Source organism: Nioella nitratireducens (genome assembly GCF_001879715.1).
In the GTDB taxonomy this organism is placed as follows: Bacteria; Pseudomonadota; Alphaproteobacteria; order Rhodobacterales; family Rhodobacteraceae; genus Nioella; species Nioella nitratireducens.
On the sequence record NZ_MNBW01000001.1, the window covers coordinates 1 to 26455 of the forward strand.

Annotated in this window: 26 protein-coding genes, 1 tRNA gene and 1 pseudogene; 18 read left to right on the plus strand and 10 right to left on the minus strand. The window is 63.1% G+C overall.

The window, feature by feature from the left end; translation table 11 throughout:
* The 3 genes and pseudogenes from BKY27_RS19830 to BKY27_RS00010 all read left to right on the plus strand — a co-directional run.
* Positions 1-113, plus strand: a pseudogene (locus BKY27_RS19830) (IS481 family transposase); the annotation flags it as partial.
* A gap of 253 nt (positions 114-366) precedes the next feature.
* Positions 367-609 carry a DUF3489 domain-containing protein gene (locus tag BKY27_RS00005; RefSeq protein WP_071672373.1) on the plus strand — a complete coding sequence of 81 codons (243 nt, stop codon included), beginning with the start codon at positions 367-369 and terminating at the stop codon, positions 607-609.
* Positions 606-1154 (plus strand): hypothetical protein, encoded by a 549-nt coding sequence (locus tag BKY27_RS00010; RefSeq protein ID WP_071672374.1) that lies wholly within the window; start codon positions 606-608, stop codon positions 1152-1154. Before BKY27_RS00005 ends, BKY27_RS00010 begins: the two co-directional genes overlap by 4 nt.
* Before the next feature lie 378 nt (positions 1155-1532).
* Here the strand turns inward: BKY27_RS00010 and BKY27_RS00015 are convergent.
* Positions 1533-1622, minus strand: a tRNA-Ser gene (locus BKY27_RS00015).
* 224 nt (positions 1623-1846) lie between these two features.
* On the opposite strand from BKY27_RS00015, the gene BKY27_RS00020 reads away from it, so the two are divergent.
* The 11 genes from BKY27_RS00020 to BKY27_RS20315 all read left to right on the plus strand — a co-directional run bounded on the left by BKY27_RS00020 (position 1847) and on the right by BKY27_RS20315 (position 14526).
* Positions 1847-2701 (plus strand): SPOR domain-containing protein, encoded by an 855-nt coding sequence (locus BKY27_RS00020; RefSeq protein ID WP_071672375.1) that lies wholly within the window; start codon positions 1847-1849, stop codon positions 2699-2701.
* 16 nt (positions 2702-2717) lie between these two features.
* On the plus strand, positions 2718-3884 hold the full coding sequence (locus tag BKY27_RS00025) for a D-alanyl-D-alanine carboxypeptidase family protein (protein WP_071672376.1): 1167 nt from the start codon (positions 2718-2720) through the stop codon (positions 3882-3884).
* Positions 3884-4495 carry a dTMP kinase gene (gene tmk / locus BKY27_RS00030; RefSeq protein ID WP_071672377.1) on the plus strand — a complete coding sequence of 204 codons (612 nt, stop codon included), beginning with the start codon at positions 3884-3886 and terminating at the stop codon, positions 4493-4495. The genes BKY27_RS00025 and tmk overlap by 1 nt, the downstream gene beginning before the upstream one ends.
* The gene (locus BKY27_RS00035; protein ID WP_071672378.1) at positions 4492-5625 is read left to right on the plus strand and encodes a DNA polymerase III subunit delta'; all 1134 of its coding nucleotides are present in this window, start codon (positions 4492-4494) and stop codon (positions 5623-5625) included. Before tmk ends, BKY27_RS00035 begins: the two co-directional genes overlap by 4 nt.
* A gap of 33 nt (positions 5626-5658) precedes the next feature.
* A complete protein-coding gene (locus BKY27_RS00040; protein WP_071672379.1) occupies positions 5659-6465 on the plus strand; it encodes a TatD family hydrolase in 807 nt (268 codons plus the stop codon).
* The gene (locus BKY27_RS00045; RefSeq protein ID WP_071672380.1) at positions 6465-7262 is read left to right on the plus strand and encodes an MBL fold metallo-hydrolase; all 798 of its coding nucleotides are present in this window, start codon (positions 6465-6467) and stop codon (positions 7260-7262) included. The genes BKY27_RS00040 and BKY27_RS00045 overlap by 1 nt, the downstream gene beginning before the upstream one ends.
* Positions 7263-8195, plus strand: coding sequence for an AEC family transporter (locus BKY27_RS00050; RefSeq protein WP_071672381.1), 933 nt, complete (start codon positions 7263-7265; stop codon positions 8193-8195).
* A gap of 58 nt (positions 8196-8253) precedes the next feature.
* Complete coding sequence (locus BKY27_RS00055; RefSeq protein WP_084667782.1) at positions 8254-8964, plus strand: tyrosine-protein phosphatase; 711 nt, start codon at positions 8254-8256, stop codon at positions 8962-8964.
* Complete coding sequence (locus BKY27_RS00060) at positions 8957-10705, plus strand: ABC transporter ATP-binding protein (RefSeq protein ID WP_233491742.1); 1749 nt, start codon at positions 8957-8959, stop codon at positions 10703-10705. The genes BKY27_RS00055 and BKY27_RS00060 overlap by 8 nt, the downstream gene beginning before the upstream one ends.
* Before the next feature lie 99 nt (positions 10706-10804).
* Positions 10805-11746 (plus strand): DUF2927 domain-containing protein, encoded by a 942-nt coding sequence (locus BKY27_RS00065; RefSeq protein ID WP_071672382.1) that lies wholly within the window; start codon positions 10805-10807, stop codon positions 11744-11746.
* A gap of 398 nt (positions 11747-12144) precedes the next feature.
* Positions 12145-14526, plus strand: coding sequence for a glycosyltransferase family 2 protein (locus tag BKY27_RS20315; protein WP_233491743.1), 2382 nt, complete (start codon positions 12145-12147; stop codon positions 14524-14526).
* Here BKY27_RS20315 and BKY27_RS00080 read toward each other — a convergent pair.
* From BKY27_RS00080 to BKY27_RS00090, 3 genes are read right to left on the minus strand one after another with little or no spacing between them, the layout of a single operon-like run.
* On the minus strand, positions 14520-15155 hold the full coding sequence (locus tag BKY27_RS00080; protein ID WP_071672383.1) for an SDR family NAD(P)-dependent oxidoreductase: 636 nt from the start codon (positions 15153-15155) through the stop codon (positions 14520-14522). The genes BKY27_RS20315 and BKY27_RS00080 overlap by 7 nt on opposite strands.
* Positions 15156-15158: 3 nt before the next feature.
* Positions 15159-15599, minus strand: a complete 441-nt coding sequence (locus BKY27_RS00085; protein ID WP_071672384.1) for a DUF1178 family protein — start codon at positions 15597-15599, stop codon at positions 15159-15161.
* A gap of 55 nt (positions 15600-15654) precedes the next feature.
* A complete protein-coding gene (locus BKY27_RS00090) occupies positions 15655-16098 on the minus strand; it encodes an NUDIX hydrolase (protein ID WP_233491744.1) in 444 nt (147 codons plus the stop codon).
* 178 nt (positions 16099-16276) lie between these two features.
* Here BKY27_RS00090 and BKY27_RS00095 point away from each other — a divergent pair, with 178 nt between their 5' ends.
* Together BKY27_RS00095 and hemP are read left to right on the plus strand one after the other, a co-directional pair.
* Positions 16277-17434, plus strand: coding sequence for an acetoin utilization protein AcuC (locus BKY27_RS00095; RefSeq protein ID WP_071672386.1), 1158 nt, complete (start codon positions 16277-16279; stop codon positions 17432-17434).
* 79 nt (positions 17435-17513) lie between these two features.
* Positions 17514-17690 carry a hemin uptake protein HemP gene (gene hemP, locus BKY27_RS00100; RefSeq protein ID WP_199559059.1) on the plus strand — a complete coding sequence of 59 codons (177 nt, stop codon included), beginning with the start codon at positions 17514-17516 and terminating at the stop codon, positions 17688-17690.
* 70 nt (positions 17691-17760) lie between these two features.
* Here hemP and BKY27_RS00105 read toward each other — a convergent pair whose 3' ends face one another.
* Both BKY27_RS00105 and BKY27_RS00110 read right to left on the minus strand, forming a co-directional pair.
* Entirely contained in the window at positions 17761-19194 is a 1434-nt protein-coding gene (locus BKY27_RS00105) for an NAD(P)(+) transhydrogenase (Re/Si-specific) subunit beta (protein WP_071672387.1), read from the minus strand.
* A 13-nt stretch (positions 19195-19207) separates the two neighbouring features.
* Complete coding sequence (locus BKY27_RS00110; protein WP_071672388.1) at positions 19208-20782, minus strand: Re/Si-specific NAD(P)(+) transhydrogenase subunit alpha; 1575 nt, start codon at positions 20780-20782, stop codon at positions 19208-19210.
* Between the two features lie 315 nt (positions 20783-21097).
* On the opposite strand from BKY27_RS00110, the gene BKY27_RS00115 reads away from it, so the two are divergent.
* Positions 21098-22381 carry a DUF3422 family protein gene (locus BKY27_RS00115; protein WP_071672389.1) on the plus strand — a complete coding sequence of 428 codons (1284 nt, stop codon included), beginning with the start codon at positions 21098-21100 and terminating at the stop codon, positions 22379-22381.
* Between the two features lie 19 nt (positions 22382-22400).
* Here the strand turns inward: BKY27_RS00115 and BKY27_RS00120 are convergent, their stop codons facing one another.
* From BKY27_RS00120 to BKY27_RS00130, 3 genes are all read right to left on the minus strand, one after another.
* Complete coding sequence (locus tag BKY27_RS00120; RefSeq protein ID WP_071672390.1) at positions 22401-23531, minus strand: aminotransferase class V-fold PLP-dependent enzyme; 1131 nt, start codon at positions 23529-23531, stop codon at positions 22401-22403.
* A 144-nt stretch (positions 23532-23675) separates the two neighbouring features.
* The gene (locus BKY27_RS00125; protein WP_071672391.1) at positions 23676-24134 is read right to left on the minus strand and encodes an Lrp/AsnC family transcriptional regulator; all 459 of its coding nucleotides are present in this window, start codon (positions 24132-24134) and stop codon (positions 23676-23678) included.
* Complete coding sequence (locus tag BKY27_RS00130; protein WP_071672392.1) at positions 24131-24586, minus strand: Lrp/AsnC family transcriptional regulator; 456 nt, start codon at positions 24584-24586, stop codon at positions 24131-24133. The genes BKY27_RS00125 and BKY27_RS00130 overlap by 4 nt, the downstream gene beginning before the upstream one ends.
* A 131-nt stretch (positions 24587-24717) precedes the next feature.
* On the opposite strand from BKY27_RS00130, the gene ilvC reads away from it, so the two are divergent.
* Positions 24718-25740, plus strand: coding sequence for a ketol-acid reductoisomerase (gene ilvC, locus BKY27_RS00135; protein ID WP_071672393.1), 1023 nt, complete (start codon positions 24718-24720; stop codon positions 25738-25740).
* Between the two features lie 71 nt (positions 25741-25811).
* Here ilvC and BKY27_RS00140 read toward each other — a convergent pair whose 3' ends face one another.
* Positions 25812-26399, minus strand: a complete 588-nt coding sequence (locus tag BKY27_RS00140) for a hypothetical protein (RefSeq protein ID WP_233491745.1) — start codon at positions 26397-26399, stop codon at positions 25812-25814.
* Positions 26400-26455: the final 56 nt, after the last annotated feature.

A 26455-nucleotide genomic window follows, 5' to 3' on the forward strand; every position in this document is an offset into this window, starting at 1 on the left:
CCGTATGGACGCATCTCTACAATTGGCACCGTCCGCACTCGGCGCTAAAGTCAAAACCACCAATCAGCCGATTAGGATTGGATCGGAACAACCTGTTGACGTTCCACAGCTAGTGGGTTCGGAAGCCTCCTGCTCCGATGTCTCCATACTATGATTCGGGTCGAATCCCGTCAACACAAAATTCATGTAAAGTATTGATTTGGTTGACAAACGCGAAGGCGGGGGCTTTAATTCCTCGTATCCCATGACATTCGACTGGACTTGGCTGGCGAACAGAGCGTCAGTGGTCACACGCCCGGCCGCACCCCGGGCTCCGCTCGGTGACGGGGCTGCCTTATGCCGCCTCGCAAGACACAGGAGACTGTCATGACGACATCGAGCCAGACCAAGCCGCGCGAGACCAAGATCGCCACCGTGCAGAGATTGCTCGGGCGCAAATCAGGCGCTGATATTGCCGCCCTGCAAAACGCCACGGGGTGGCAGGCGCATTCCGTGCGGGCCGCCCTGAGCGGGCTGCGCAAGGCGGGGTTCCAGATCGAGAAGCACCCGTCGCCCAGGGAGGGCGGAGCCCCGGTCTACCGCCTGGCCAGAGATACGGCTCAAGCATGAGGCGACTTTCTCTGTCGGATCTGGAGGACATGGACCGGGCGGCGCTCCTCGCCGCCTGGTCCAAGGACAGGGACCTCATCAGATCCCTCCTTGTGTCCGGAAGGCTCACACCCAGCGGATCGATCGACCTTGTCCTGGACCCAGCAACCCTCGCGCAGGAGCTCGATCTCCCTGCCAACGCGCTGCATCCCGATCTGGCCACGCTCTCGACCCGGTTCGACCGCCGGCGCCGCGGGCAGGAGGCCAAGCTGATCGTCGGCACGCCCACACCCGCTCCCGATGCAAGACTGCTGCGCACCCTCTCCAGGGCCCTGACCTGGGCAGAGGCGATCCGGTCCGGGACCTCTCTCGGAACGATCGCCGCGGCAGAACAGCAGCAGATAGTCTTCATCCGGAACCGCCTGAAGATGGCCTTCCTGTCCCCAAGGATCCAGTGCGCCCTTCGCGATGGAACCCAGCCGCCAGAGCTGTGTCTTGAGCGGATCATCCGCGACCAGGTTCCACTGAATTGGGACGAGCAGGAGCGCCGCTACGGCTTCGCCTGATCGGTTCATTGAAGGATGATGACCACGCTAGTCAGGACCGCTGTACAACGTTCAGGGCCGCTCGTGCGAATTCCCTGCACATTCCCTGCTCGATCCAGTAGGGAAATCTCCTCCAAGGCATTGTAACTGCAGGAGTAAATTCGGCGGGAACCTCAGAAAACCTCCCAAATCCGAAAAAATTCCCTGCAAATTCCCTGCGAGCAGGGAAATCACCCCCGAAAACTGACCCGCGGGTTGCTTGCAACAGAGACTCGCAGGCGAAATGCGCCGGGTCCCGCCCCGGAGACGCGTCTCTACCAGCACCAAACAGGCCTAACCCGCGGGAATTCCGAGAGGGATTCGCGGGTATTTTACATTAATATCAATGGGTTATGTGGTTGGCGGAGGAGGTGGGATTCGAACCCACGGTACGCTTTCACGCACGCCGGTTTTCAAGACCGGTGCATTCGACCACTCTGCCACTCCTCCGGGTCGGTCCCCTGCCTTAGACCGGGTTTTGCGATTCTGAAAGACGCTCTGCGCGGGCGGGGGATGCAAGTTGTCGCCGATGGCCACGGGATGGGTTTGCACCGGGCGGGTGAAGCTGTATCCTCGCGCCAACGCGATGGGCACGCGGGCTGGCTGACCGGACCGTGAACCGAGCGCACAGCGTCTGCAAAAGACGCGTGGGGCGGCAGAGCAGGGGAAAGACGATGAGCTTCCGAACGGTTTCCAGACACCCGGCGCGATTGGCCGGGGCACTCGTGTTGGTGCTGGCCCTTGCGGCTTGCGAAGACGGGTTCCAGATGCCTTTCGGTCAGGGTGGTGGCGGAGGCGGCAACTCGTCAGAAGCCGTAGCACAATCCGGCTCCACCCGGCTGGTGGATCGGGACGTTGAAGCGCCCGAGGTGTTTCAGGTGACGGATCAGGGTCTTTGGGACGGACGGCCATCGCTTGGCGGTGTTTGGGTCGCCCACCCCGACGCCACCGATCCCGAACGGGTGATCATCCGCAACGAGGAAAACGGCCGGTTCGTGATCGGTGCCCTGTTCCGGCGCGAGCGGGCCAACCCCGGCCCGTTGCTCCAGGTGTCGTCCGACGCGGCGGCCGCGCTTGGCCTTGTCGCGGGCGCGCCGACCAACCTGAATGTAACGGCGCTGCGCCGCGAAGAGGTGCCCGAGGAAACCCCGGCTGCCGACATGCCGGATTCGGCCGCGCCCGAAGGCGCCATCCAGACCAGCGAAATCGACCCGATCGCCGCCGCCAGCGCCGCCATTGACGAGGCCGAGGCGCGGACTCCCCCCGCCCCGTCCCCGGCGCCGCAGGCGACCACGCTTGACCGTCCCTATATCCAGATCGGCATTTTCAGCGTCGAAGCCAATGCCGACCGCACCGCCGACATGATGCGCGAAGCCGGTCTCGTGCCAACCACCCATCGGCAGACCAGCAGCGGGCGTCCCTTCTGGCGCGTCGTCGTCGGCCCTGCCGCCAACAGCTCGGAGCGTGCCCGGCTTCTGGAAACCGTGCGCGACCTTGGCTTCGCCGATGCCTATTTTGTAGAAAACTGACGCCAGAAGGGGAAATATGATCGCCCGGTTCCGCCTCGTCCTCGCCCTGCTTTGCAGCCTGTTGGCCCTGCCCGCCGCCGCCTTCGAGACGGATGCCACGGCGGCCTATGTGATCGACCACAACACCGGTCAGGTGTTGCTGGACATAAATGCCGATGTGCCCTTGCCGCCGGCCTCGATGTCAAAGCTGATGACCCTGAACATGGTGTTCGAGGCGTTGGAGGACGGGCGGCTCACGCTTGATACCGTCCTGCCAGTCAGCCAGCACGCCATGGACTATGGCGGGTCCACAATGTTCCTCAACACCCGCGACCGGGTGCGCGTCGAGGACCTTATCCTCGGGGTGATCGTGCTGTCGGGCAACGATGCCACCGCGGTTCTGGCCGAGGCGTTGTCGCCCGATGGCACCGAAGACGGCTTTGCCGATCTGATGACCGCGCGCGCGCAGCAGCTTGGCATGACCCATTCAACCTTTCGCAACTCGAACGGCTGGCCTGTTCCCGGCCATGTCATGTCGGTGCACGATCTGGGTATTCTGGCCGAGCGACTGATCACCGAGTTCCCGCAATACTATCACTATTTCGGTGTCGAGGAGTTTCCCTTCGATGACCGTGCGCCCGACAACCGCCACAACCGCAACCCGCTGCTTGGTATGGGGATCGGCGCAGATGGCCTGAAGACCGGGCATACGGAAGAGGCGGGTTATGGCCTTGTCGGGTCGGCGGTTCAGGGCGGTCGGCGCGTGACCTTCGTGATTTCCGGCCTCGACAGTGCCGCGGCACGGGCACGAGAGGCCGAGCGGATCGCCAATTGGGCCTTCCGCCAATTCGCCGAGCAGGAAGTCGTCGCGCAAGGCACCGAAGTAGCGCAGGCCGAGGTGTTCCTTGGCGACTCCGCCACCGTGGGCATGGCGGCGGCCGAAGGGGTGACGATGCTGCTGCCCGCGCTGCTTGACAGCAATATCGAGGCTGAAGTGGTCTATCAGGGCCCCATTCAAGCCCCGATCGTAGCTGGTCAGGAAATCGGGGAATTGGTGATCCGCGCCGAGGGCTTCGACGAGCGGCGCGTGCCGCTGGTCGCAACCGGGGATGTGGGCACCGCCGGATTGGTGCCGCGCTTGCGAACGGCGGCGGGCGTGGTGCTGCAAATGATCCTTGGCAACGGCGATCAATTGGCCGGCTGATGTTCATCTCGCTTGAGGGGATCGACGGATCGGGCAAGAGCACGCAGGCCCGGCTGCTGGCGGAGGCACTGCGCGACGCGGGCCGCGAGGTTGTGCTGACCCGCGAACCCGGAGGATCCCCGGGGGCCGAGGAAATCCGATCTCTGGTGCTGGAAGGCGACCCGGACCGCTGGTCGGCGGAAACAGAGATCCTGCTGTTCACCGCCGCCCGCCGCGACCATCTGGAACGCACCATCCGCCCGGCGCTGGACGCCGGCAAGGTCGTCATCTGCGACCGCTTTGCCGACAGCACCCGTATGTATCAGGGCCTGTCGCGCGGTGATCTTCGCGCACAGGTGGACGCGCTGCACGATCTGATGATCGGGCGCGAACCCGACCTGACCCTCCTGATCGACATGGACCCGGAAAAGGGCCTCGCCCGCGCCAAGGGGCGCAAGGGCACCGAAGAGCGGTTCGAGGATTTCGGCCTGGAATTGCAAAGGCAGATGCGGAACGGGTTTCTCGCCCTTTCCCGCGAATTTTCCGACCGGTTCCGTGTGATCGACGGCGACCGCCCGCCCGAAGAGGTGGCGGCGGACGTGTTCACGACGGTGCAGCAGGCATTGGTATGAGCACGCTTGGCGAAGCCGAAGACCTGCCCGAGGCCGACCGCGCCGAAGGGGCGCCGCATCCGCGCGAAACCCTTGAACTTTATGGGCACGAGGCTGCCGAGGCCGCCTTTCTGGACGCGTTCACCTCTGGCCGGATGCATCATGGCTGGCTGGTCACCGGCCCCAAGGGCGTCGGCAAGGCGACGCTGGCTTGGCGCATCGCACGATTTCTGTTGGCCACCCCGATGGAGGAAGCCGACGCGCTCTTTGCCGCGCCAAGGCCCGAAAGCCTGGCCATATCCCCCGATCACCCCGTCGCGCATCATGTGCACGCCCTGTCCGAGCCGGGGCTCTTTCTGCTGCGCCGCCCATGGGATTTCGAGAGGAAGCGTCTCAAGACGGTGATCACGGTCGAAGAGGTGCGCAAACTCAAAGAGTTTTTCGGGCTGTCGGCCTCGGGCAACGGACGCCGGGTGGTGATTGTCGATGCCGCCGAAGAGATGAACGCCAACGCGGCCAACGCCATCCTCAAGATGCTGGAAGAGCCGCCCAGAAACGCCATCCTGTTGCTGGTGTCGCATCAACCCTCGCGCCTGCTGCCCACGATCAGGTCGCGGTGCCGCACGCTGACGCTCGGCACCCTTGGCCCCGAGGATATGGGCCGCGCCCTCACCGAAGCCGGGATCGAGGTGGAAAACAGCATCGCTCTGGCCGAGCTTGCCGCGGGGTCCGTCGGCGAAGCCGTGGCACTGGTGCAGCAGGAGGGGTTGACCCTCTACGCGGAACTGTTGGAATTGTTTGCCTCGCTTCCCCACATGGACCGACCGCGCGCGATGAAACTGGCCGAAGGCGGCGGCGCCAAGGGGGCCGAGGCGCGGTTTGACCTGACGCTCGACATGATCGACCGGCTCCTGTCCCGGCTGGCGCGAACGGGGGCAACGGGCCAGGCCCCGGCGGAAATCCTGCCCGGCGAGTCCGAGGTTCTGAGGCGTCTTTCGCCAGATTTGCGGACAGGTCGGGCATGGGCCGACCTCTCGGCAGACCTCACCGCACGCGCCCGGCGCGGCAAGGCGGTCAACCTTGACCCTGCCGCGCTTCTCCTTGATATGTGTCTCAGGATTGGCAGCACCGCCGAGCGCCTGCCCCTCTGACCCATCCAAAGACGGCGCGAAGGACGACGCTTGATGAGTGACCTGCCGGATATTGTCGACAGCCATTGCCACCTCGATTTCCCGGATTTCGCCGAAGAACTGCCGCAGGTGATAAACCGCGCCGTCGATCAGGGCGTGACCCGGATGGTGACGATTTGCACCAAGCTCCGGAATGTCGCGCAGGTGCGCGCTATTGCCGAGGCACATGACCCAGTGTTCTGGGCCGCCGGCACCCACCCGATGAGTGCGGCGGATGAACCCTTGGCCACGGTCGAAGGGCTGGTCGCCTTGGCCGAGCACCCGAAATTCGTCGGGATTGGCGAAACCGGGCTAGACTATCACTACACCGCCGACAGTGCAGAGGTGCAGCAGGTCAGCCTGCGAATGCATATCGAGGCGGCCCGCCAGACCGGTCTGCCGCTGATCATCCACTCTCGCGATGCAGATGACGACATGGCCCGCATCCTGACGGAAGAACACGCCAAGGGGCCTTTCCCCTGCGTGATGCACTGCTTTACCTCGTCACGCGCTTTGGCGGAAACCGCGCTCGGGCTTGGCTGTTACCTGTCCATGTCCGGGATCACGGCCTTCCCGCGGTCGTCAGAATTGCGCGATATTTTCGCGGCAGCGCCGCTCGACCGCATCCTTGTGGAAACCGATTCTCCCTATCTTGCGCCGCCGCCCTATCGCGGCAAGCGGAACGAACCGGCCTACACGCTGCACACCGCCAAGCGCGCGGCCGAGACCTTCGACCTGTCCGAGGCCGAATTCTTCGCCCAGACCACGGAAAATTTCGACCGCCTGTTCTGGAAGGCCAAGGCATGGAAGGACGCCGCCTGATGGCCGAATTGCGTTTCACGATCCTTGGCTGCGGGTCGTCCGGTGGCGTGCCCCGGCTTGGCGGGCATTGGGGCGATTGCGACCCCGACAACCCCAAGAATACGCGCCGTCGTTGCTCGATGCTGATCGAACGCGAGAACAATGACGGCATCACCCGCGTCCTGATCGACACCTCGCCCGATCTGCGCGCACAGTTGCTGGATGCCGACGTGGGTGTCCTGCACGGGGTCGTCTACACCCATTCCCATGCAGATCATGTGCATGGGCTCGACGATCTGCGGATGGTGGTCTTCAACATGCGCCAGAGGGTCGATGTCTGGGCCGATGGGGCCACGCAAAACGATCTGCTCAGCCGTTTCGGTTATGCTTTCGTGCAGCCGGACGGGTCGGACTATCCGCCGATCCTGAACCTGCACACGATCAAGGGCGATGTCACCATCGACGGCCCCGGCGGCGCGATCGTGCTGACCCCATTCAAGGTGCAGCACGGCACGATCGACAGCCTTGGATTTCGGATTGAAGATCTGGCCTACCTGCCGGACGTGTCCGAAATCTACGATGCCGCGTGGAAAACGCTCGACGGGCTGGATTGCTGGATCGTCGATGCGCTGCGCCGCACACCACACCCGTCCCACGCGCATCTGTCCAAGACGCTGGAGTGGATCGACCGCGCCGCCCCCGCCCGCGCGGTGCTGACCAATATGCATATCGACCTCGATCACCAGACGGTGGCCGAGGAAACCCCTGATCACATCACGCCCGCCCATGACGGGATGGTGATCCGATACGAGGTCTGAATGACGGCCCTTCTCGACGTTGTCCTTCCGGTCTTCCTTGTGCTGGGGGCCGGATATCTCGCCGTGTGGCGGGGGCTGTTTTCCGACAGCGGCGTCGACGGGTTGATGGTCTTCACCCAGAAATTCGCCATTCCTTGCCTGCTGTTCCGGGCCATTTCAACGCTGGACCTTGGCCACAGCTTCGACTGGCGGTTGCTGCTGGCCTATTACACAGGCTCGGCCACCTGCTTTGTTCTGGGCATCCTCGGCGCACGCAAGCTGTTCGGGCGGGCATGGCCGGACAGTATTGCAATCGGTTTCGTGGCCCTGTTCGCAAACTCCGTCCTGCTTGGCCTGCCGATCATGGAACGCGCCTATGGGGCGGACGCATTGGTTCCGAACTACGCCATCATCTCGATCCACGCGGCGTTTTGCTACCTGCTTGGCATCACCACCATGGAAATCGTCATTGCCCAGACCCGTCAGCCGATGCGGTTGGTGTCCATTGTCGGCAGGGCGATGTTCCGCAATTCGCTGATGATCGGGATTGCGCTTGGCTTTGTCGTGAACCTGACCGGACTGGCGTTGCCCGGCGTGGTCAGCGAGGCGATCGACCTGATGATCCGCGCCGCCCTGCCCGCCGCCCTGTTCGGCCTCGGCGGGGTGCTGTACCGGTATCGCCCCGAAGGCGATGCCAAGGAAATCGCTTATGTCTGCGTGCTGTCGCTAATGGTTCATCCCGCGATTGCCTATGGCATGGGCCATTATGTCACCGGGCTGCAAGAAGGCCAGTTGCGGGCGGCCGTGGTCACCGGCGCGATGGCGCCGGGTGTGAACGCCTATCTTTTCGCAAACATGTATGGCGCAGCGCGGCGCGTGGCGGCGTCATCCGTCCTGATCGGAACAGCGCTGACCGTTCTCACGGCGTCGGGATGGCTGCTGATCCTGCCATAGACTTGTGAAACGCGGCCTGTCCGCGTAATCACCCACCCTGAACCACGCGAGAGGGCAGATGTCGCGACTGAGAGATGCATGGCGGGCCTTCGACGCCCGTTGGCGCGCAACATGGGCGCATGACCTGAACGCGCCGGGCGCGCGGGCGCGGGCGCGTTACGACATGAATGTCAACGATCACGGTTTCCTGCGCCGCTTCTGGACCAACCGGGAGGAATTCGCCCCCGGTGCATGGCGGTCCAACCAGCCTTCGCCCCGGCAGGTCGCCGAGATTGCAGACCTTGGGATCAAGGGTATCCTCAACTTTCGCGGTCCGAGCGATTGGGGCTCCTACCTGCTCGAACAAGAGGCCTGCGACGAACATGGGATCGAGCTGGTCAACGTGCGGCTCTACTCGCGCAAGGCGCCCCATGCCTACGAGATCCACAACCTGATCGAGGCGTTCGAGCGCGTCCCTCGCCCGTTCCTGCTGCATTGCAAATCGGGTGCCGATCGCGCGGGCCTTGGCGCGGCGGTCTACTTGCTGCATATCGGCCGCCCCCCGGAACAGGCGGCAGAGCAACTGTCGATGCGGTACCTGCATGTGAGCAGATCCAAGACCGGCATCCTGGATGCCTTCATCGAGGCATATCGCATGGCCCACGCTGAAACCGGCATCGGCTTTCTTGATTGGGTGGACAACGTCTATGACCCGGTCGCCCTGAAGGCCGCGTTCCAGCCAAGCAGCGCGGGCAACATCCTGGTCGACTGGATTTTGCGCCGTGAATGAGCGCCGGGCCGAAAACCTGATCCTGCGCCTGTGGCGCGATCACGTGGTGGGCTTCTGGCCCATTCTGATCGTGGCCCTTGGGTTGATGGTGCTTGAAGGCGGCACTCTTGGGGTCATCTCGTACCTCATCCAACCGCTTTTCGACGACGTGTTCGTCGCAGGGGATACCAGCGCGGTGACATGGGTGGCGCTGTCGATTTCCGGCGTGTTCCTGTTGCGCGCGGTCTCGGGCTATGGCCAGCGCGTCCTGATCGTGTCGGTCGGTCTGAAAGTGACCACCGCACTACAGGCGCGGCTGGTGGCCCATCTGCTTGGCCTCGACGCACGCTATTTTCAGGACAACGCCCCCGGCGCCCTGATCGAACGGGTGCGCGGCGACACATTGGCCCTGCAAGGGCTGGCCAGCGCCACGCTGATGACCCTTGGACGCGATACCATCTCGGTCATTTCATTGTTGTCGGTGATGATCTGGACCGACTGGCAGTGGGCGTTGATGGCCTTGGCTGGCGTGCCGATCCTGATCGTTCCGCTTGGCCTTTTGCAGGGCGTGATCCGTACCACGACCCGCGCCGCCCGCGAAGCGGCCTCGCGCTTGTCGACACAGCTTGACGAGATCTTTCACGGCATTGTCTCGATCAAGGTCAACCGACTGGAAGAACATGAATCGCACCGCTTCGACAAGGAAGTGGACGGGTTCCTCGCCGCGCAGCTGCGCTCGGAACGTGGCAAGGCCGCCAACCCGGCCATCATCGACGTGATTGCCGCCATCGGGTTTCTGGCAGTCCTGATCTTTGGTGGGCGGCAGATCATGGACGGCACCAAGACGGTGGGCGAATTCATGTCGTTCTTCACCGCCCTTGCCCTCGTCTTTGACCCGTTGCGCCGGCTGTCGGCCGTGGCAGGCAATATTCAGGCCGCGATGGCGTCGCTCGAACGGCTTTACAGCGTGCTGGAAGCCAAGGCGACGATCCTGCCCCCGGCCAGCCCAAAGCCGATTACCCCCGGCGACGTGGTGTTTGAGGACGTGAGTTTTGCCTACGGTGACACGCCGGTGTTGCAAGGGCTGAACTTTACCGCGACTCAAGGCAGGACCACGGCCCTTGTGGGCCCCTCCGGCGCAGGTAAGAGTACTGTGTTTTCCCTGCTGTCGCGGCTGGTCGATCCGGTGTCGGGCCAGATCACCATCGGCGGCACCGCGACAGGACAGGCCGATCTGAATGCCTTGCGCGACTCGCTGGCGCTGGTCGGGCAGGACTCGGCCCTTTTCGACGAAACCATCGCCCAGAACATCCGCCTCGGGCGGCTTGATGCCAGCGACGCCCAGATTCGGGCCGCCGCGGAAGCCGCGTCGGTGCTCGATTTCGCCAACACCCTGCCCCTCGGCCTCGACACCCCGGTAGGGCCGCGCGGCTCGGGCCTGTCCGGCGGGCAACGTCAGCGTGTCACCATTGCCCGCGCCATGCTGCGCGATGCGCCCATCTTGCTGTTGGACGAACCAACCTCGGCCCTCGACGCACGGTCCGAGCAACTGGTGACCGAAGCACTTGCGCGGCTGTCCAAGGGGCGCACGACACTGGTCATCGCGCATCGCCTGTCAACCATTCGGGATGCTGACCTGATCGTGGTGATGGACAAGGGCCGGGCCATCGAACAAGGCAGCCATGACGAATTGATGGCCAAACGCGGCGCCTACGCCCGATTGCAGCAATTGCAGAGCGCGGGCCTGTCTGCCCCGCTCTGACGCCGTGCGCCGATCACAATTCTCGCCTGCACGTTGACAGAAGCGATTCGACTCCGAAGACTGCCGCAGTCCCGTCTGCCCGCTTTACCGGAGGAATTCATGGCCGCTCTGACCGTGTCCAAGACCCGCATACCTTGCCTGTGCCTTGCCATGGTCTTGTGGATTGCCGCTGGCCTTGGCCACGCCATGGCGCAACAGGTCACCCGGAGCAGCGCGTCAACCGGAGGACAGATTGTCCCCGATCCGCAAAGCAGCGACCTTGGGCTGTACTATCGGCAGATGGAACAAAGGCTGCTGGCAGAGGGGCGGCTGCGACAGGACCGGGCCGCCCGTGGGCTGGACGCGCCAACGCTGGCCCGCAACTTCATGGCCATCGCCCTACGGTCGGAATACAGCCTGCGCGGCGGCGCGGCGAGCCACGGAGGCACCGCCATCCCCCTGCGCAGGTGGGAGGTTCCGATCCGCCTTGGCGTCAGCTTCGGCCCCTCGGTAACCGCAGGCCAGCGGCAGCATGACCTAGGCGCCATCCGCGGCGTCGCGCGGCGCTTGCAACGCGCCAGCGGCCATCCGATCCAGATCGTCAGTGACCGTCCGAATTTTCATGTGCTGGTGCTCAGCGACGAAGAGCGTGCCAATGCCCGCCGCACCTTGCAACAGATCGCTCCGGAAATGAGCCGCGCGGCGCAAAATGCCATCGTGCGGATGCGCCCCGACACCCTGTGTATGGTCGTCGCCCTGCCTGCCAGCGATCCAGCCGCAGGCTACGCGCAGGCGGTGGCCATCGTTCGGGCAGAGCATCCGTCGCTCATGCGCCAGTCCTGCATGGAAGAAGAGCTTGCCCAAGGGATGGGCCTGCCCAATGACAGCGACCTCGCCCGCCCTTCGATCTTCAACGATGACGAGGAATACGGCGTCTTGACCCGTCAGGACGAACTGATGCTGCGAATGCTCTACGATGACAGTTTGCGCTGCGGCATGCAGGCCGGAAACGTGCGGAACAATATCCTGACACTTGCACAGGCGGCCCTCGCACAAGGCTGACCCGCCCGTCAAAAAAGACCGGCCCCCGCGATTTCTCTCGGGGACCGGCCTCTCTCGCACCGCATCCGGGGAATGACCCTCCTTGGGCGGGAGGGCCGGGAACAGGGGGGACGGGATGCCGGTGCGGGTGGCGACGTTCCGCCATGCACAAGAAATGGGGGCTGCCCCACGTCGACAAAACCGACCGAACGGCACAAGCGGCTGCGCGTCTGGGCACGCAATTTGCCGTGAGCGAGTCTTGAAGGCCGCAGGCCGCGATCATTTTAACGCGGTCTCAACCGCTGCCCTCGCAATTTTGCCGGGATTCAGGTTTACTCTGCCCAAAGACAGCGGTCGGGCACCCATCAACCCGACCCGAGGACACGAGCAACGGGGCACCGACCCCAAGGGGGCATTTCATGCCGAAACACAGGTATACGATCCTGTCGATGATGAAGGACGAGGGGCACTGCCTGTTGGAGTGGGTCGCCTATCACCATCTTATCGGCTTCGACAATATCTGCGTCTACACCAACAACTGTCAGGACGGCACCGACCAGATGCTGATGCGCCTGCAGGAAATGGGCTATTGCCAGCACTTCCGCAATGACGTGCCCAAGGGCAAGAAACCCCAACCCCATGCGCTGTGGCTGGCCGGAAAGAACAAGCAAATCACCGACTCCGAATGGATCCTGACCATGGATGCCGACGAGTTCGTGAACATCAAGGTCGGCAACGGCCATGTACAAGAGCTGATCGACGCGGTGCCGGAGGACAGCGAAGGCATCATGATCACGTGGCGCTTCTACGGCTCGAACGATGTGCTGGACTGGCGCCCCGGTCTGGTCACCGAAAGCTATACCCGAGGTGCGCCCGACAAGTTCCGCAAGGGCTGGGGCGTCAAGTCGATGGTGCGCCCCTTTGACGACATGAAATTCGGTATCCACCGCCCCTCGATCAAGCACAAGGCCTCGAAAGAGGGACAAGTCGAGAAACTGCTGGCCCTGAAATGGGTCAATGGCGGCGGGCAACCGATGACCGAAAGCTTCAAAAAAAGCGGCTGGCGCTCGACTGGACCGACGCTGTCCTATGACTTCGTGGAAATGAACCACTACGCGGTAAAAAGCTACGAGGCCTACCTGCTGCGCCGGTTGCGCGGCAACGTGAACAACAAGGAGGACAAATACAATGCCTCCTATTTCTCGATTTTCGACCGCAATGAACAGGAACCGACCGTCAGCGCCGCGCGCCACGCGCCCAAGGTCAAGGCGCTGATGGAAGAGATGCTGAAAGACGCGACACTGGCAGAGTTGCAGGACAGGGCGCTCGCCTATCACGCCACCCGCGTCGAGCAGTTGCGCCATACCGGCGAATATGACGAATGGGTCGACAGTTTGCGCCAGGCCGGTGCGGTCCGCATCGACCAGTTGGACGAAGTTCTGTTCACCCAGCATTTGCCCAAGGAAACGCAGGCGCTGGTCAGGAAGATGCAGGACGACGGCGTGCCCAACAAGACCATCGCCAAGATGATCGCGCGCTCGACCGGCATTCGGAATGCCGAAAAGCGGCAAGACGCGACAGATGCCGAGGAGCTGTCCAAGATCACCGGGATCGAGCTGGACAGCGCCCCCCCAGAGGCGGACGCCCCCCCCGCACCGCCAGAGCTAAAGCCCGAGACCCGCGAAAAGCTGCTGCACCTGATCGCCAAGGCGCGCAAGACCGGCCAGACGCTGGATGAAAAGGGCAACCCCGTCGAGCCACCGAAAAAAGACGAATTGGCGATGCGGCCGCGGCTGAAACCTCCTTTTGCCGGGAACGGCCGCAAGATCCTCGTCTCGACCTTGAAGAACGAAGGCCCTTACCTGCTGGAATGGATCGCCCATTACCGCAACCTCGGTTTCGACGATTTCGTGCTGTTCTCGAACGACTGCACCGACGGCACCAACCTGTTGCTCAACCGGCTGGACGCGATGGGAATCGTTCACCACTTCGACAATCCGATCAGCGGTCGGATGGACCCGCAGCGCCGCGCCTATTCCCGCGCGAACCAGATGGACGTGGTGCGCGATGCGTCATGGGTGCTGATCGCCGATGCAGATGAATTCCTGAACATTCACGCGGGCGACGGCAGCATCGACGCGCTGATTGATGCCTGCCCGGACGAGACCGAGGCCGTCTCGATCTGCTGGCGGATCTTCGGGTCCGGTGGCGAACGCCACCTGCTGCCCGACCCCGTAACCAAGCGCTTCACCCGCGCCTGCAACGTGGTAGAGCCGGAAAATGGCCTTGTCTGGGGCTTCAAGACATTGTTCCGCCCCGCCAGCTTCGACTATTTCGGCGTCCACCGGCCCCGGTTCGAAAAAAAGCGCGACATTCACCCCGATCAGGTGCACTGGGTCAACGCCAGCGGCGCTTTGATGGGCGAGAAATACATGCGTTCCGGCTGGCGGGCGAACAAGAATATCGTGTCATACGAGTTCGCACAGATGAACCACTATGCCATCAAGAGCCGGGAAGAATTCCTGCTCAAACGCCTGCGCGGAACCGCCAATTCCAAGGATGAAAGCCGCATCGACCTCGGCTATTGGGACAAGTTTGACCTCAACGCCTGTGAAGACAGTTCGATCCGGTCGGGCGACCTGCAAGGCCGCCTTGATGAGATGTTGGAAGATATGGAGTTGAACGCCCTCTACAAAGCGACGCTGGACAACGCGTTGCGCACCATTGAAATGCAGTTGGAAGACCCCGAGCTGCGCGCCTTTGTCGAGGCCGAGAGCCCGCAGGATGTCGCTGCTCAATAAGGGTGTTCGCGTCCGTCCCAGCACAGAAAACATCCGGTGCTGTCCATCGACAGCGCGTCGAAGCGCTCGATCAGCCCGGCGGCGGAGTCTGCCACCGTGATGTCTGCGGCGGCGCCCCCCATATCCGTCTGCACCCAGCCGGGATGATAGATCCCGACGGAAATGCCGTCGGCCCGCAAATCGGTGGCAAGGTTACGCCCAAGGTTCAGCGCAGCGGCCTTTGACGCGCGGTAGATAAACGACCCGCCCGGCGCCTTGGTGTCGCTGCCCATTTGCGAGCCGATGATAGCGATCTTGCCTGGCTGCCCGGCCCGCAATTGCGGCAACAGCGCCTGCACCCCCAGAAAGACACCGGTGACATTCACTGCAAAGGTCTCGGCCCACATTGCCGCAGGATAGCCTTTGTCGAGGTCTTGCAGCTTGTCGAGATAGACCCCCGCATTGCACACCAAGAGGTCGAGCGGTTCGGGATGGGCCGCCGAGAACGCGCCGACAGAAACCGGGTCGGTCACGTCCAGCCCGGCCTTGCCTTCGCGTTCGGTGCCAATGACATCATCGCCGCGCGCCTGTAGCCGCGCCGCGAGTTCCTGACCGATCCCACGGGACGCCCCGATAACAATGGCTCGCATAACTTACGTGCTCCGGTTCTTGGGAAGAAAGGGCAGCGGTGCGACTGCGATCCCATCCTCAAGGAGTTGCTGCGCCTCTTCAGGCTTGGCTTCACCATGAATCATCTGCTCGGGCGCATCGCCCAGATGGATCGCCCGCGCTTCCTTGGCGAAATTGCCACCAACATAGGTCGAGTTCTCGTCAAGGTGCTTGCGCAGGGCCTGAAGGGCCTTTTCAACCTTGTTGGCGGGCTCTGACAGCTTGGGAGTCGCGGGCTCGGCGGCGGCCTCTTTCGGGGTGGCCTTGGACACGCGCGGCGCCATCAGCGCCTTTTTCACGTCGCTGCCGCCACAGATGGCACAAGCCACCAAGCCCCGCGTTTCGAGTGCCTCGAAGGCCTCGGCGGATTTGAACCAGCTTTCAAAGCTGTGTCCCTGGCTGCATGTCAAACTGTAACGGATCATGATGGAGCAAGGGTAACCTTCGCAGGCGCAGAATCAAGCCCCGCCCGCTGCCGCCTTACAGATACTTGCCGGGCGAAAAGTTGCGAAGGATTTTTTGCAGCTCCGGCTCTTCCAGCCGGGCCGAGGCCTTGGTCTGCGAAAACCACTTGATCTTGCGATCACCGGATTCCGGGAAATCACGCTCAAGCTTGTGCACCTCCAGCGGGAACACGGCGACCACGACGGGCACCTGACGCTTGTCCGGCATGGATTTGTGATAGGAAAAGAACCCGGCGCAGGTTTCGCTGACCACTCCGGTAATCCCGGCTTCTTCCCACGCCTCTTGCGCGGCGGCGGCGGCCGGTGTCATGTCATGGATGGGCCAGCCCTTGGGAATGATCCAACGGCCGGTGTCGAGGCTTGAAATCAGCAGGATCTCCAGTCCCGACTTGCGGCGGCGAAACGGCAACGCCGCGAATTGCGAGCGAATGTCGCGCTTGCCCGCCCCATCCAGCCGCATGGGCGATTGGTATGTCCGAAAATTGCCCATTCCCGGGGGATTCTCCTCCTCGCATCTATGACTCTACTAGAGCCGGTCTGGAGCGATTTTTCCAGCCCCCCGCTCTCGGACTTGAAATCAGGCTGCCCCGGACGACACTTTCAGGGGATGGTGTAGACAACGAGGATCTGGCGGGCCATTGCACAGCAGACAGCCACATAGCCCGGCGGCCGCTCCGCTGTTTCTGGGCTCGGAAATCTACCGCCATTCCTCTTACGGGGCGCATCACCCGTTGAGGGTGCCGCGTGTCTCGACCGTCATGGACCTGTCCCGCGCCCTTGGATGGTTGCCATTCGAGCGCTATCGCCCCAGCCCCCGCGCCAAGCCCGCCGCCCTCGGGGTCTGGCACACCGCCGAATATATCGACGCCTTGCAACAGGCCGAGGCCCGACAAGAAGTGAGCGAGGACATCCGAGCGCGTCACGGCCTCGGGACGGTGTCGAACCCGGTCTACCCGGAAATGTTCCGCCGCCCGTCGACCGCCGCTGGCGCGTCGCTTCTGGCGGGGGAACTCCTGACCCATGGCGGGGTGATCTACCATCCTGGCGGCGGCACCCATCACGGGTTTCCCGACCGCGCCGGCGGGTTCTGCTATCTCAACGACCCGGTGTTGGCGATGCTGTCGCTGCGGCGCGCGGGGGCACAGCGCATCGCCTATGTGGATATCGACGCCCATCACTGCGACGGGGTTCAGTACGGGTTCGCGGGCGATCCCGATGCGCTGCTGATCTCGGTTCATGAAGACCGGCGTTGGCCCTTTACCGGAGCGCTATCGGATGATGGCGGCGGCAATTGCCTGAACCTGCCGGTGCCGCGCGGGCTGAACGATAGCGAAATGTCCCTGATCCGCGACAGGCTGATCCTGCCTGCCGTGGACCGCTTTCGCCCTGACGCCATCGTCCTGCAATGCGGCGCCGATGCGGTCGAAGAAGACCCGCTCTCTCGCCTGACCTTGTCCAACAACGCCCATTGGGCCGTGGTCTCCGGGCTGATGGCCTTGAACGCACCGCGCCTTCTGGTGCTTGGCGGCGGCGGCTACAACCCGTGGTCGGTCGGACGGCTTTGGACCGGGGTCTGGGCCACCCTCACGGGGCAAGAAATTCCCGACCGCCTGCCCCCCGAGGCCGAGGCCGTGCTAAGGGCGCTGGTCTGGGAAAAGGCCCGCCAAGGCCGCACGCCGCCAGAGCACTGGTTCACAACCCTGCGCGACGCCCCCCGTGATGGGCCGGTGCGGGATACTCTGCGCGCGGCCCTTGACCAGTTGTGTCGACGTCCCGCGGCCAAAGGTATATTCTGATCGAAAAACTCAGGATTGACTCTATCTGATATTTTTTGTCAGGTATTGGTGGAAGACATACAGACAGGAGACGCCCCCAATGTCCTTTCATGACACAGTGATCCGATCAGAACCCACGTCCGACCTGCCCGCGTCAAGCCCGCACCACGAGGCCCGCGCCCTTGTCGGACGGGACGGCACCGGGGTCATCACCCTTGACGACAAGGTCTACATCCTTCGCATCACCAAGGCGGGCAAGTTGATCCTGACCAAGTAAGACGTCCCAGTCATGCGAAAGGGGCGGCCCCGCAAGACCGCCCCTTTGGGTGTGCCGAATTGGCCCGGCCTCAGCCGATCTTCGGCAGCAGGGAGTCGATGGACGCCTTGGCATCGCCGTAGAACATGCGCGTGTTCTCTTTGTAGAAGAGCGGGTTCTCGATCCCGGAATAGCCCGTGCCTTGCCCGCGCTTCGACACGAAGACCTGCTTGGCTTTCCAGACTTCCAGCACCGGCATTCCGGCGATGGGGCTGTTCGGGTCCTCTTGAGCCGCCGGGTTCACGATGTCGTTGGACCCGATCACGATGACCACATCCGTATCCGGGAAGTCGTCGTTGATCTCGTCCATTTCCATCACGATGTCATAGGGCACCTTGGCCTCGGCCAAGAGCACGTTCATGTGCCCCGGCAGACGACCGGCGACCGGATGGATCGCGAACCGCACGTTCTTGCCCTGCGCCCGCAGCTTCTTGGTCAGTTCGCTGACCGATTGCTGCGCCTGCGCCACCGCCATGCCATAGCCCGGCACGATGATGATGCTGTCGGCCTCGTTCAAGGCCGTCGCCACGCCGTCTGCATCAATGGCGATCTGCTCGCCCTCGATCTCCATCGCCGGGCCCGCGCTGCCGCCGAAGCCGCCGAGGATCACCGAGATGAACGAGCGGTTCATGGCCTTGCACATGATGTAGGACAGGATTGCACCGGAGGAGCCCACCAGCGCACCGACCACGATCAGCAGGTCATTGCCGAGCGAGAAGCCGATCGCCGCCGCGGCCCAGCCCGAGTAGCTGTTCAGCATCGACACCACCACCGGCATATCGGCGCCGCCGATGCCCATGATCAGGTGAAAACCGATGAAGAGCGCGGCCAGCGTCATCAGGAACAGCGGAAAGAAGCCGCCGGTGTTGAAATACCAGATAAGGCAGATCACCGAGAGCGCCGCCGCACCTGCGTTCAGCATGTGCCCGCCGGGCAACTTGGTCGCCGCCGAGCCGACCTTGCCCGCCAGCTTGCCATAGGCCACGACCGACCCGGTAAAGGTCACGGCCCCGATGAAGATGCCAAGGAACAGTTCCACCCGCAGGATGTTCTGTTCCACCACCGTCTTGTGGGCAAGAATCTGGGCAAAGCCGTGCAGCGCCTCGCGCGTCGTGGCGTCCATTGCCAGAACGCGGCCCAGTTCGAAATGGGCGTTGAAGCCGACAAAGACAGCAGCAAGGCCAACCAGCGAGTGCATCGCAGCCACAAGCTGTGGCATCTCGGTCATCTCGACCTTGGTGGCCACATACCAACCGATAATTCCACCTGCCGCGATCAGGATGATCGACAACAGCCACAGGCCCGAGCCGGGGCCGATGAGCGTGGCGAACACCGCCAGCCCCATGCCGACAATGCCATACCAGACCGCGCGCTTTGCGCTTTCCTGCCCGGACAACCCGCCGAGCGAGAGGATGAAGAGGACAGCCGCGACCACATAGGCCGCCGTGGTGAATCCGAATTCCATTATCCCCAACTCCTTACGATTTCTGGAACATGGCGAGCATGCGCCGGGTCACGAGGAAGCCGCCGAAGATATTGATTCCGGCCATGAAGACCGACACGGCAGCGAGGATGATCACCAGCCACGAGCCCGACCCGATCTGCATCAGGGCGCCGAGGATGATGATCGACGAGATGGCGTTCGTGACGGCCATCAGCGGGGTGTGCAGCGAGTGGCTGACATTCCAGATCACCTGGAAGCCAACGAAGACCGACAACACGAAGACGATGAAGTGCTGCATGAAGCTGGCCGGGGCGACAAGGCCCACCCCCAGCAACAGCACCGCACCAATCCCCAGCAGGGTCACCTGCTGGCGAGTCTGCGCCTTGAAGGCGGCAATCTCCTGCGCGCGGCGTTCTTCCGGCGTCAACTCTCGGGGCGCTTCCTTCTTGGGCTGCGCGGCGATGGCCTGCACCTTGGGTGGCGGCGGCGGGAAAGTGATCTCGCCCTGGTGGGTGACGGTCGCGCCACGGATCACGTCATCGTCCATGTTGTGCACGACCTGTCCGTCTTTCTCGGGGGTCAGGTCGGTCATCATGTGCCGGATGTTGGTGGCGTAAAGCGTCGAGGCCTGGCTGGCCATCCGGCTGGGGAAATCGGTGTAGCCAACGATGATGACGCCGTTGTCGGTGACAACCCGCTCATCCTTGACCGTGCCTTCGACGTTGCCGCCCCGCTCGGCTGCAAGGTCAATGATCACCGACCCCGGCTTCATCGACGCAACCATGTCCTCAAGCCACAGTTTGGGGGCCTCGCGGTTCGGGATCAGCGCCGTGGTGATAACGATATCCATCTCGGGGGCCAGCTCGCGGAACTTGGCCAGCTGCGCCTCCCGGAACTCGGGGCTGGAGACCGACGCGTAGCCGCCGCTCGACGAGCCATCCTTTTGCTCTTCTTCGAAGTCGAGATACACGAATTCCGCGCCCATCGATTCGACCTGTTCAGCCACTTCCGGCCGCACATCGAAGGCGTAGGTGATCGCGCCGAGGCTGGTCGAGGTGCCGATCGCGGCCAGACCGGCAACGCCCGCACCGACCACCAACACCTTCGCCGGGGGCACCTTGCCCGCCGCCGTGATTTGCCCGGTGAAGAAACGTCCGTAGTTGTTGCCCGCCTCGATCACGGCCCTGTAGCCCGCGATATTGGCCATCGAGGACAGCGCGTCCATCTTCTGCGCCCGGCTGATCCGCGGCACCATTTCCATGGCGATCACGCTGGCACCCTTGGACTTGGCCAACTCCATACCCTCTTCATTCCCCGCCGGATTGAAGAAGGAAATCAGGGTCTTGTCCGCCGTCAGGCGCTTTAGCTCCGTCGAAGTCGGTATCCGCACCTTGGCGATGATGTCCGCTTCTTTCCACAGGCTGGCCGCTGTTTTCACAACGGTTACACCGGCTGCCTCGTAGTCGGCATCGGCAAAACCGGCATTCGCGCCGGCGCCAGCCTCGATCAGGCACTCATAGCCCAGCTTTTGCAGCTGGACCGCACTGTCCGGTGTCATCGCCACGCGATTTTCGCCGGATTCAATCTCCTTCGGAGCCCCTATCTTCACACTGTTCCCCTTTGTCCCGTACTTCCAGTTCGCTCGGGTTCGTCGCGCTGTTTACCTTGCGAGTGCAGAATCTACAACGGAATGGACGCGCCATGTGGCGATAACGACACGCCCCCGTTGTCGATGGCAAGCCCGTTAGCGCGACCATCTGCCCCTACGTCAACCGATTTTCCGGCGATTTTGCCCGCCAAACCGTGACTTAGCCAATTCAGTATACCATTGCACACGCCCAACCCTCTCATTTCATTGTATTTTTCGTTCCAATCGCGCTGCTTTGCCGCTATGCGTTCAGGATTGATTTCCCAAGGACCGACCATGACAGCCTTTCCGGACCACCCCCTGCGCTACGACCTGGCAAACGAGCTTCATGCCCGCCCTTTCCCGACCATGGCCCATGGCAGCCAGGCGGCAATCCTCGCGCTCAAACCCGAGAGCAACGCAGCCGGGCGCGACCGGTCCGCCGACCGCGATCATCTCAAGGCCCTGCTCGACCGTCATGGCGCGCAGCACCCCAAACCGGATGCCACGCATTTTTCCGGCCAGATCGGGCGCTACCACCTGAAATGGGAACAACATACCGAATTCGTCACCTACATGGTCTTCACTGACGGGCTCAGCGACCGGCCTTTCGATCCGTCGATCTGGGAAATCTTCCCCAAGGACTGGATCGCCGCCGCGCCCGGCGTGCGGGTGACCTCGGCCCATATTCGCATCACCGACGCAACGGACGACAATACCGAGATCACCCGTGCCATCGAAGAATGGTTCGTTCCCGAAAGCCTCGCCGCCAGCAGCGTGCTCGATGACAACGCCGTGCTTGCCAGCGATTTTCGCATCGACCCCGCGGGCCACATGCGCTTTGCCGTGTTTCCAAGGCCCGACACCGGCCCCGCCCGTATCGGCCGGATCGTCCAGCGCCTGTCCGAGATCGAAACCTACAAGGCGATGGCGATGCTCGGCTTCCCGCGCGCGGGCAAACTGAATGCCCGAATGGCCGAGATCGACGCCGGCCTGTCAGAGCTGTTGCAAGACATGACCGGCGGCACAACCGCCCCCGCCGAACAGCTCGACCACCTGCTTGGTTACGCGACCGAGTTGGAAACTCTGATGTCGCGCAGCGCCTTCCGCTTCGGCGCAACCGGCGCCTACGAAGCCATCGTGCACCAGCGGGTCGAAGTCCTGCGCGAAGAACGCTTCCTTGGCCGCCAGACTTTCGGCGAATTCATGATGCGCCGCTTCGACCCGGCGATGCGCACGGTAAAAAGCACCGAGCGCCGCCTGCAAACCATGACCGACCGCGCCTTCCGGGCCGGGGAGCTGCTGCGCACCAAGGTCGAGGTCGACCGCTCCGCCCAGAACCAGGATCTTCTGGCCAGCATGGACCGCCGCGCCGCCTTGCAACTGCGCCTGCAAGAAACGGTCGAGGGCTTGTCGGTCGTGGCGATCAGTTATTACGCGGTCAGCCTGTTCAGCTATCTTCTGGCCCCGGTGGCCCATGCGGTGCATGTCGAAAAACCGACCCTGACCGCCGCGCTTGTCCTTCCCGTCGCCCTCGGCGTCTGGCTGATGACCCGCCGCATCAGGAAGGCGATGCACTGACACGGCGGGCCGGTGCCATTCAGCCCATGGCGGTGTCCAACGCCGCCTCAAGCCGGGCGACGGTGGCATCAACATCATAAAGCTTGTCCAGCCCGAACAAGCCAAGCCGGAAGGTCGAGAACCCCTGCGGCTCATCCACCTGCAACGGCACTCCTGCCGCGATCTGCACCCCTTGGGCCGAGAACTTCGCACCGTTCTGAACACCGGGATCATCGGTGTAGCTGACCACCACCCCCGGCGCGCCGAACCCTTCGGCGGCAACCGACCCGATCCCGCGTGCCGCCAACAGGGTTCGCACCTTGGTTCCCAGGTCCCACTGGGCGTCGCACAGGGCATCGGTGCCGTAGTCCAGCGTTTCGGTCATGGTATCGCGGAACGCCTTGAGCCCATCGGTCGGCATGGTCGCGTGATAGGCATGTCCGCCATTTTCATAGGCCGCCATGATCGCCCGCCATTTCCTGAGATCCGCCGCGAAAGAGGTGCTCTCGGTCTCTTCCATCCGCGCAAGCGCCCGTTCCGACAACATTACCAGACCGGCACAGGGCGTCGAGGACCAGCCCTTTTGCGGTGCCGAGATCAACACATCCACGCCCGTGGCCTTCATGTCGACCCAGGCACAGCCCGACGCGATGCAATCCAGCACCATCAGGGCGCCAACGTCATGCGCAGCCCCGGCCAACGCCGTCACGTAATCATCCGGCAGGATGATGCCCGAAGATGTCTCTACATGCGGCGCGAACACGACCGCCGGCTTTTCCGCATGTATCCGCGCCACCACCTCGTCGATCGGGGCAGGGGCAAAAGGCGCGGTCGGCTCATTTCCGGTTTGCCGCGCCTTCATCACCACCGTTTCTTCGGCGATCCGACCCGCGTCGATGATCTGGCTCCAGCGGAAAGAGAACCAGCCGTTGCGGACCACCAGCACCTTCTGCCCGGTCGCGAATTGCCGCGCCACCGCCTCCATCCCGAAGGTGCCGCCGCCGGGGACCAGCGCCGTCGCATCAGCATTGTAAACCCGCTTCAACCCGTCATTGATATCCCGCATCACCTGCTGGAACTGCTTCGACATGTGGTTCAGGGACCGGTCGGTGAACACGACCGAAAATTCGAGCAGCCCATCGGGATCGACGGTTTTGAGCAAGGCGGACATGGGATCTCCCTTTCGCGGCTTCATCCTTCTTCTTGGTCCAAATACTCACGATCCGACGCAAAACACCAGCGCGACCTCGCCGGGCATGTCCGCCTTGCGGGAGGGCGGGTGGGGCGAAGCCGCAGGCGAGCGTCACCCCGGCCCCTATCCCAAAGGCCCCGGTCGCCGCTCCTCGCTCAGCACCACGTTGGCCTCGACATTGCCCACACCGGGCAATGTCATGATCCGCCGCCGCAGCACGCGCTCGAAATCGGTCAGGTCGCGCGCCACGACCCGCAGCCGGTAGTCATACAGCCCCAGCACATGCTGCACCGTCTGCACTTCCGGAATCGCCGTCACCGCACGCTCGAAATCCTCAAGGCTTACCCGCCCCTTGGTGGCCAGCTTGACGCCCAGAAAAACCATGACCCCGAAGCCCAGCTTTTCCAGATCCAGATCCAGCCGCCTGCCCCTGATCGCCCCGGCCTCTTCCAGCCGTTTGATCCGCCGCCACGTTGCGGGCTGCGACAGTCCCAGCCGCCGCCCGAGGGTCGAGCTTTTCACCGTGGCATCCGCCACCAGCGCCCGCAAAATCGCGCGGTCGGTCTCGTCCAGCTCGATCATAGCGGCAAGGTCTCGTGATCCTTGATCGTCGCGACATGCATCAGCGCCTCGATATCCGAGATATGCGGCAGCCGCAGGATGCGGTTGCGATAGATTTCCTGGTAATGCGGCATGTCGTGGGCAATCACGGTCAGGCGTGTATCGACCCGGCCAAGAAAGGACTGGATTTCCAGCACCTCGGGAATATCGCGCGCAGCGGCGAGAAACTCCTCGAACGCCCTGTCCTGTGCCTTGTCGAGCGTGATCCGCAGGCTGACCTCGACGGTATAGCCCAGGGCCCGCCAATCGACCACCGCCCGCGTCGCCCGGATCACGCCTGTCGCCTGCAACCTGTCCACACGCTTGTAGCAGGTGGCCGGGGCAATCCCGCTCGCAGCCGCCAGATCGGCCATGCTCAGTCCGGGGTCGGCCTGAAGCTGCCGCAGAATGCGCCGATCGGTGTCGTCGAGCATCAATCTTTCCTGAAATGAAGAATTACGAATGAATTTCTACCATTCAAGCGAAAGATTGCCAAGAGACAGCGGAATCTTCTGCGTCCCAGGCGTAGGGTGCTCGCCAGACACACACCCCGAGAGGAGAGATCATGCGCGTTTATTACGATCGCGATTGCGACATCAACCTGATCAAAGACATGAAGGTGGCCATCCTCGGCTACGGCTCGCAGGGTCACGCCCACGCGCTGAACCTGCGCGATTCCGGTGCCAAGAACGTTGTCGTCGCGCTGCGCGAAGGCTCTCCCTCGGCCAAGAAGGCCGAAGGCGAAGGCCTTCAAGTGATGGGCATCGCCGAGGCAGCTGCCTGGTGCGACCTGATCATGTTCACCATGCCCGATGAGCTTCAGGCCGAAACCTACAAGAAATACGTCCACGACAACCTGCGCGACGGCGCGGCGATTGCCTTTGCCCATGGCCTGAACGTGCATTTCGGCCTGATCGAGCCCAAGCCCGGCGTCGATGTGATCATGATGGCCCCCAAAGGCCCCGGTCACACCGTGCGCGGCGAATACACCAAGGGCGGCGGCGTTCCGTGCCTCGTGGCCGTGAACAACGACGCCTCCGGCAAGGCGTTGGAAATCGGCCTGTCCTATTGCTCTGCCATCGGTGGCGGCCGCTCGGGCATCATCGAAACGAACTTCCGCGAAGAATGTGAAACCGACCTCTTCGGGGAACAGGCCGTTCTCTGCGGTGGCTTGGTCGAGCTGATCCGCATGGGGTTCGAAACCCTCGTGGAAGCCGGCTACGCGCCCGAGATGGCCTATTTCGAGTGCCTGCACGAGGTGAAGCTGATCGTGGACCTGATCTACGAAGGCGGCATTGCCAACATGAACTACTCGATCTCGAACACCGCCGAATATGGTGAATACGTCTCTGGCCCGCGCGTGCTGCCCTATGACGAAACCAAGGCCCGGATGAAGGCGATCCTGCGCGACATCCAGACCGGCAAGTTCGTGCGTGACTTCATGCAGGAAAACACCGTCGGCCAGCCCTTCTTCAAAGGCACCCGCCGCCTGAACGACGAGCATCAGATCGAAGCCACCGGCGAAAAGCTGCGCGGCATGATGCCGTGGATCTCCGCAGGCAAGATGGTCGACAAGGAAAAAAACTGATTTCGGTCAGCCTTTTTCGGACATGATTGGCGCGGGGTGGATCACCATCCCGCGCTTTTCTTTGGGGCCGCTCAGTTCCCCGCCTGTCGCATCATCATTTCATGCACCGCCTGCATGCCCCGGTCGGCCATGTCCGTGACCTCTGCGGCATGGGTGTGCATCGCCTCGACCAACTCCGGGTCGCCCGAGGTCTGGGTCACCACGATCCCTTCATCGGTCAGCGCAATATCCGTTTCCAGCCCCTCGGGGCGCGCAAAGAAGATATCGAGCGTCGGGCTCTGGATGAATATCCGTGGATCGTCCCCCGCCTCGACCCGCGCAATCATTCCCGCAACGTGTCGCCCAAGGGCCGCCATCACCTGCGCGTCGTCCGACCATGTCACGGTCCGGATGCCGTTGGGCAGGGTTTCCACCTCGCGGTAGATCGTCGGAAAGTTGCGGAACATCGTGGCCAGATCCGCGCTTTCCTCTGGCGTGGCGTTCAGCCCCTGAAGCCCCGGCATGTTGACCTCGTCATGTCCGGTCCCATCCGCGCCATGATGCTGCATACCATGGCCCGCCGCTTGGCCTTGCATCATCTGGGCCGACACCAGGGCGGGCTGCATGAACAGGGCCAGCGCGGCACCAACAAGCCTTCCGGCCACTGGAATGATTGTCATTGTCAAGTCCTCCTGACCCGACACTACAGGCTTTGGCGACCTCTGCAATCCGGCCC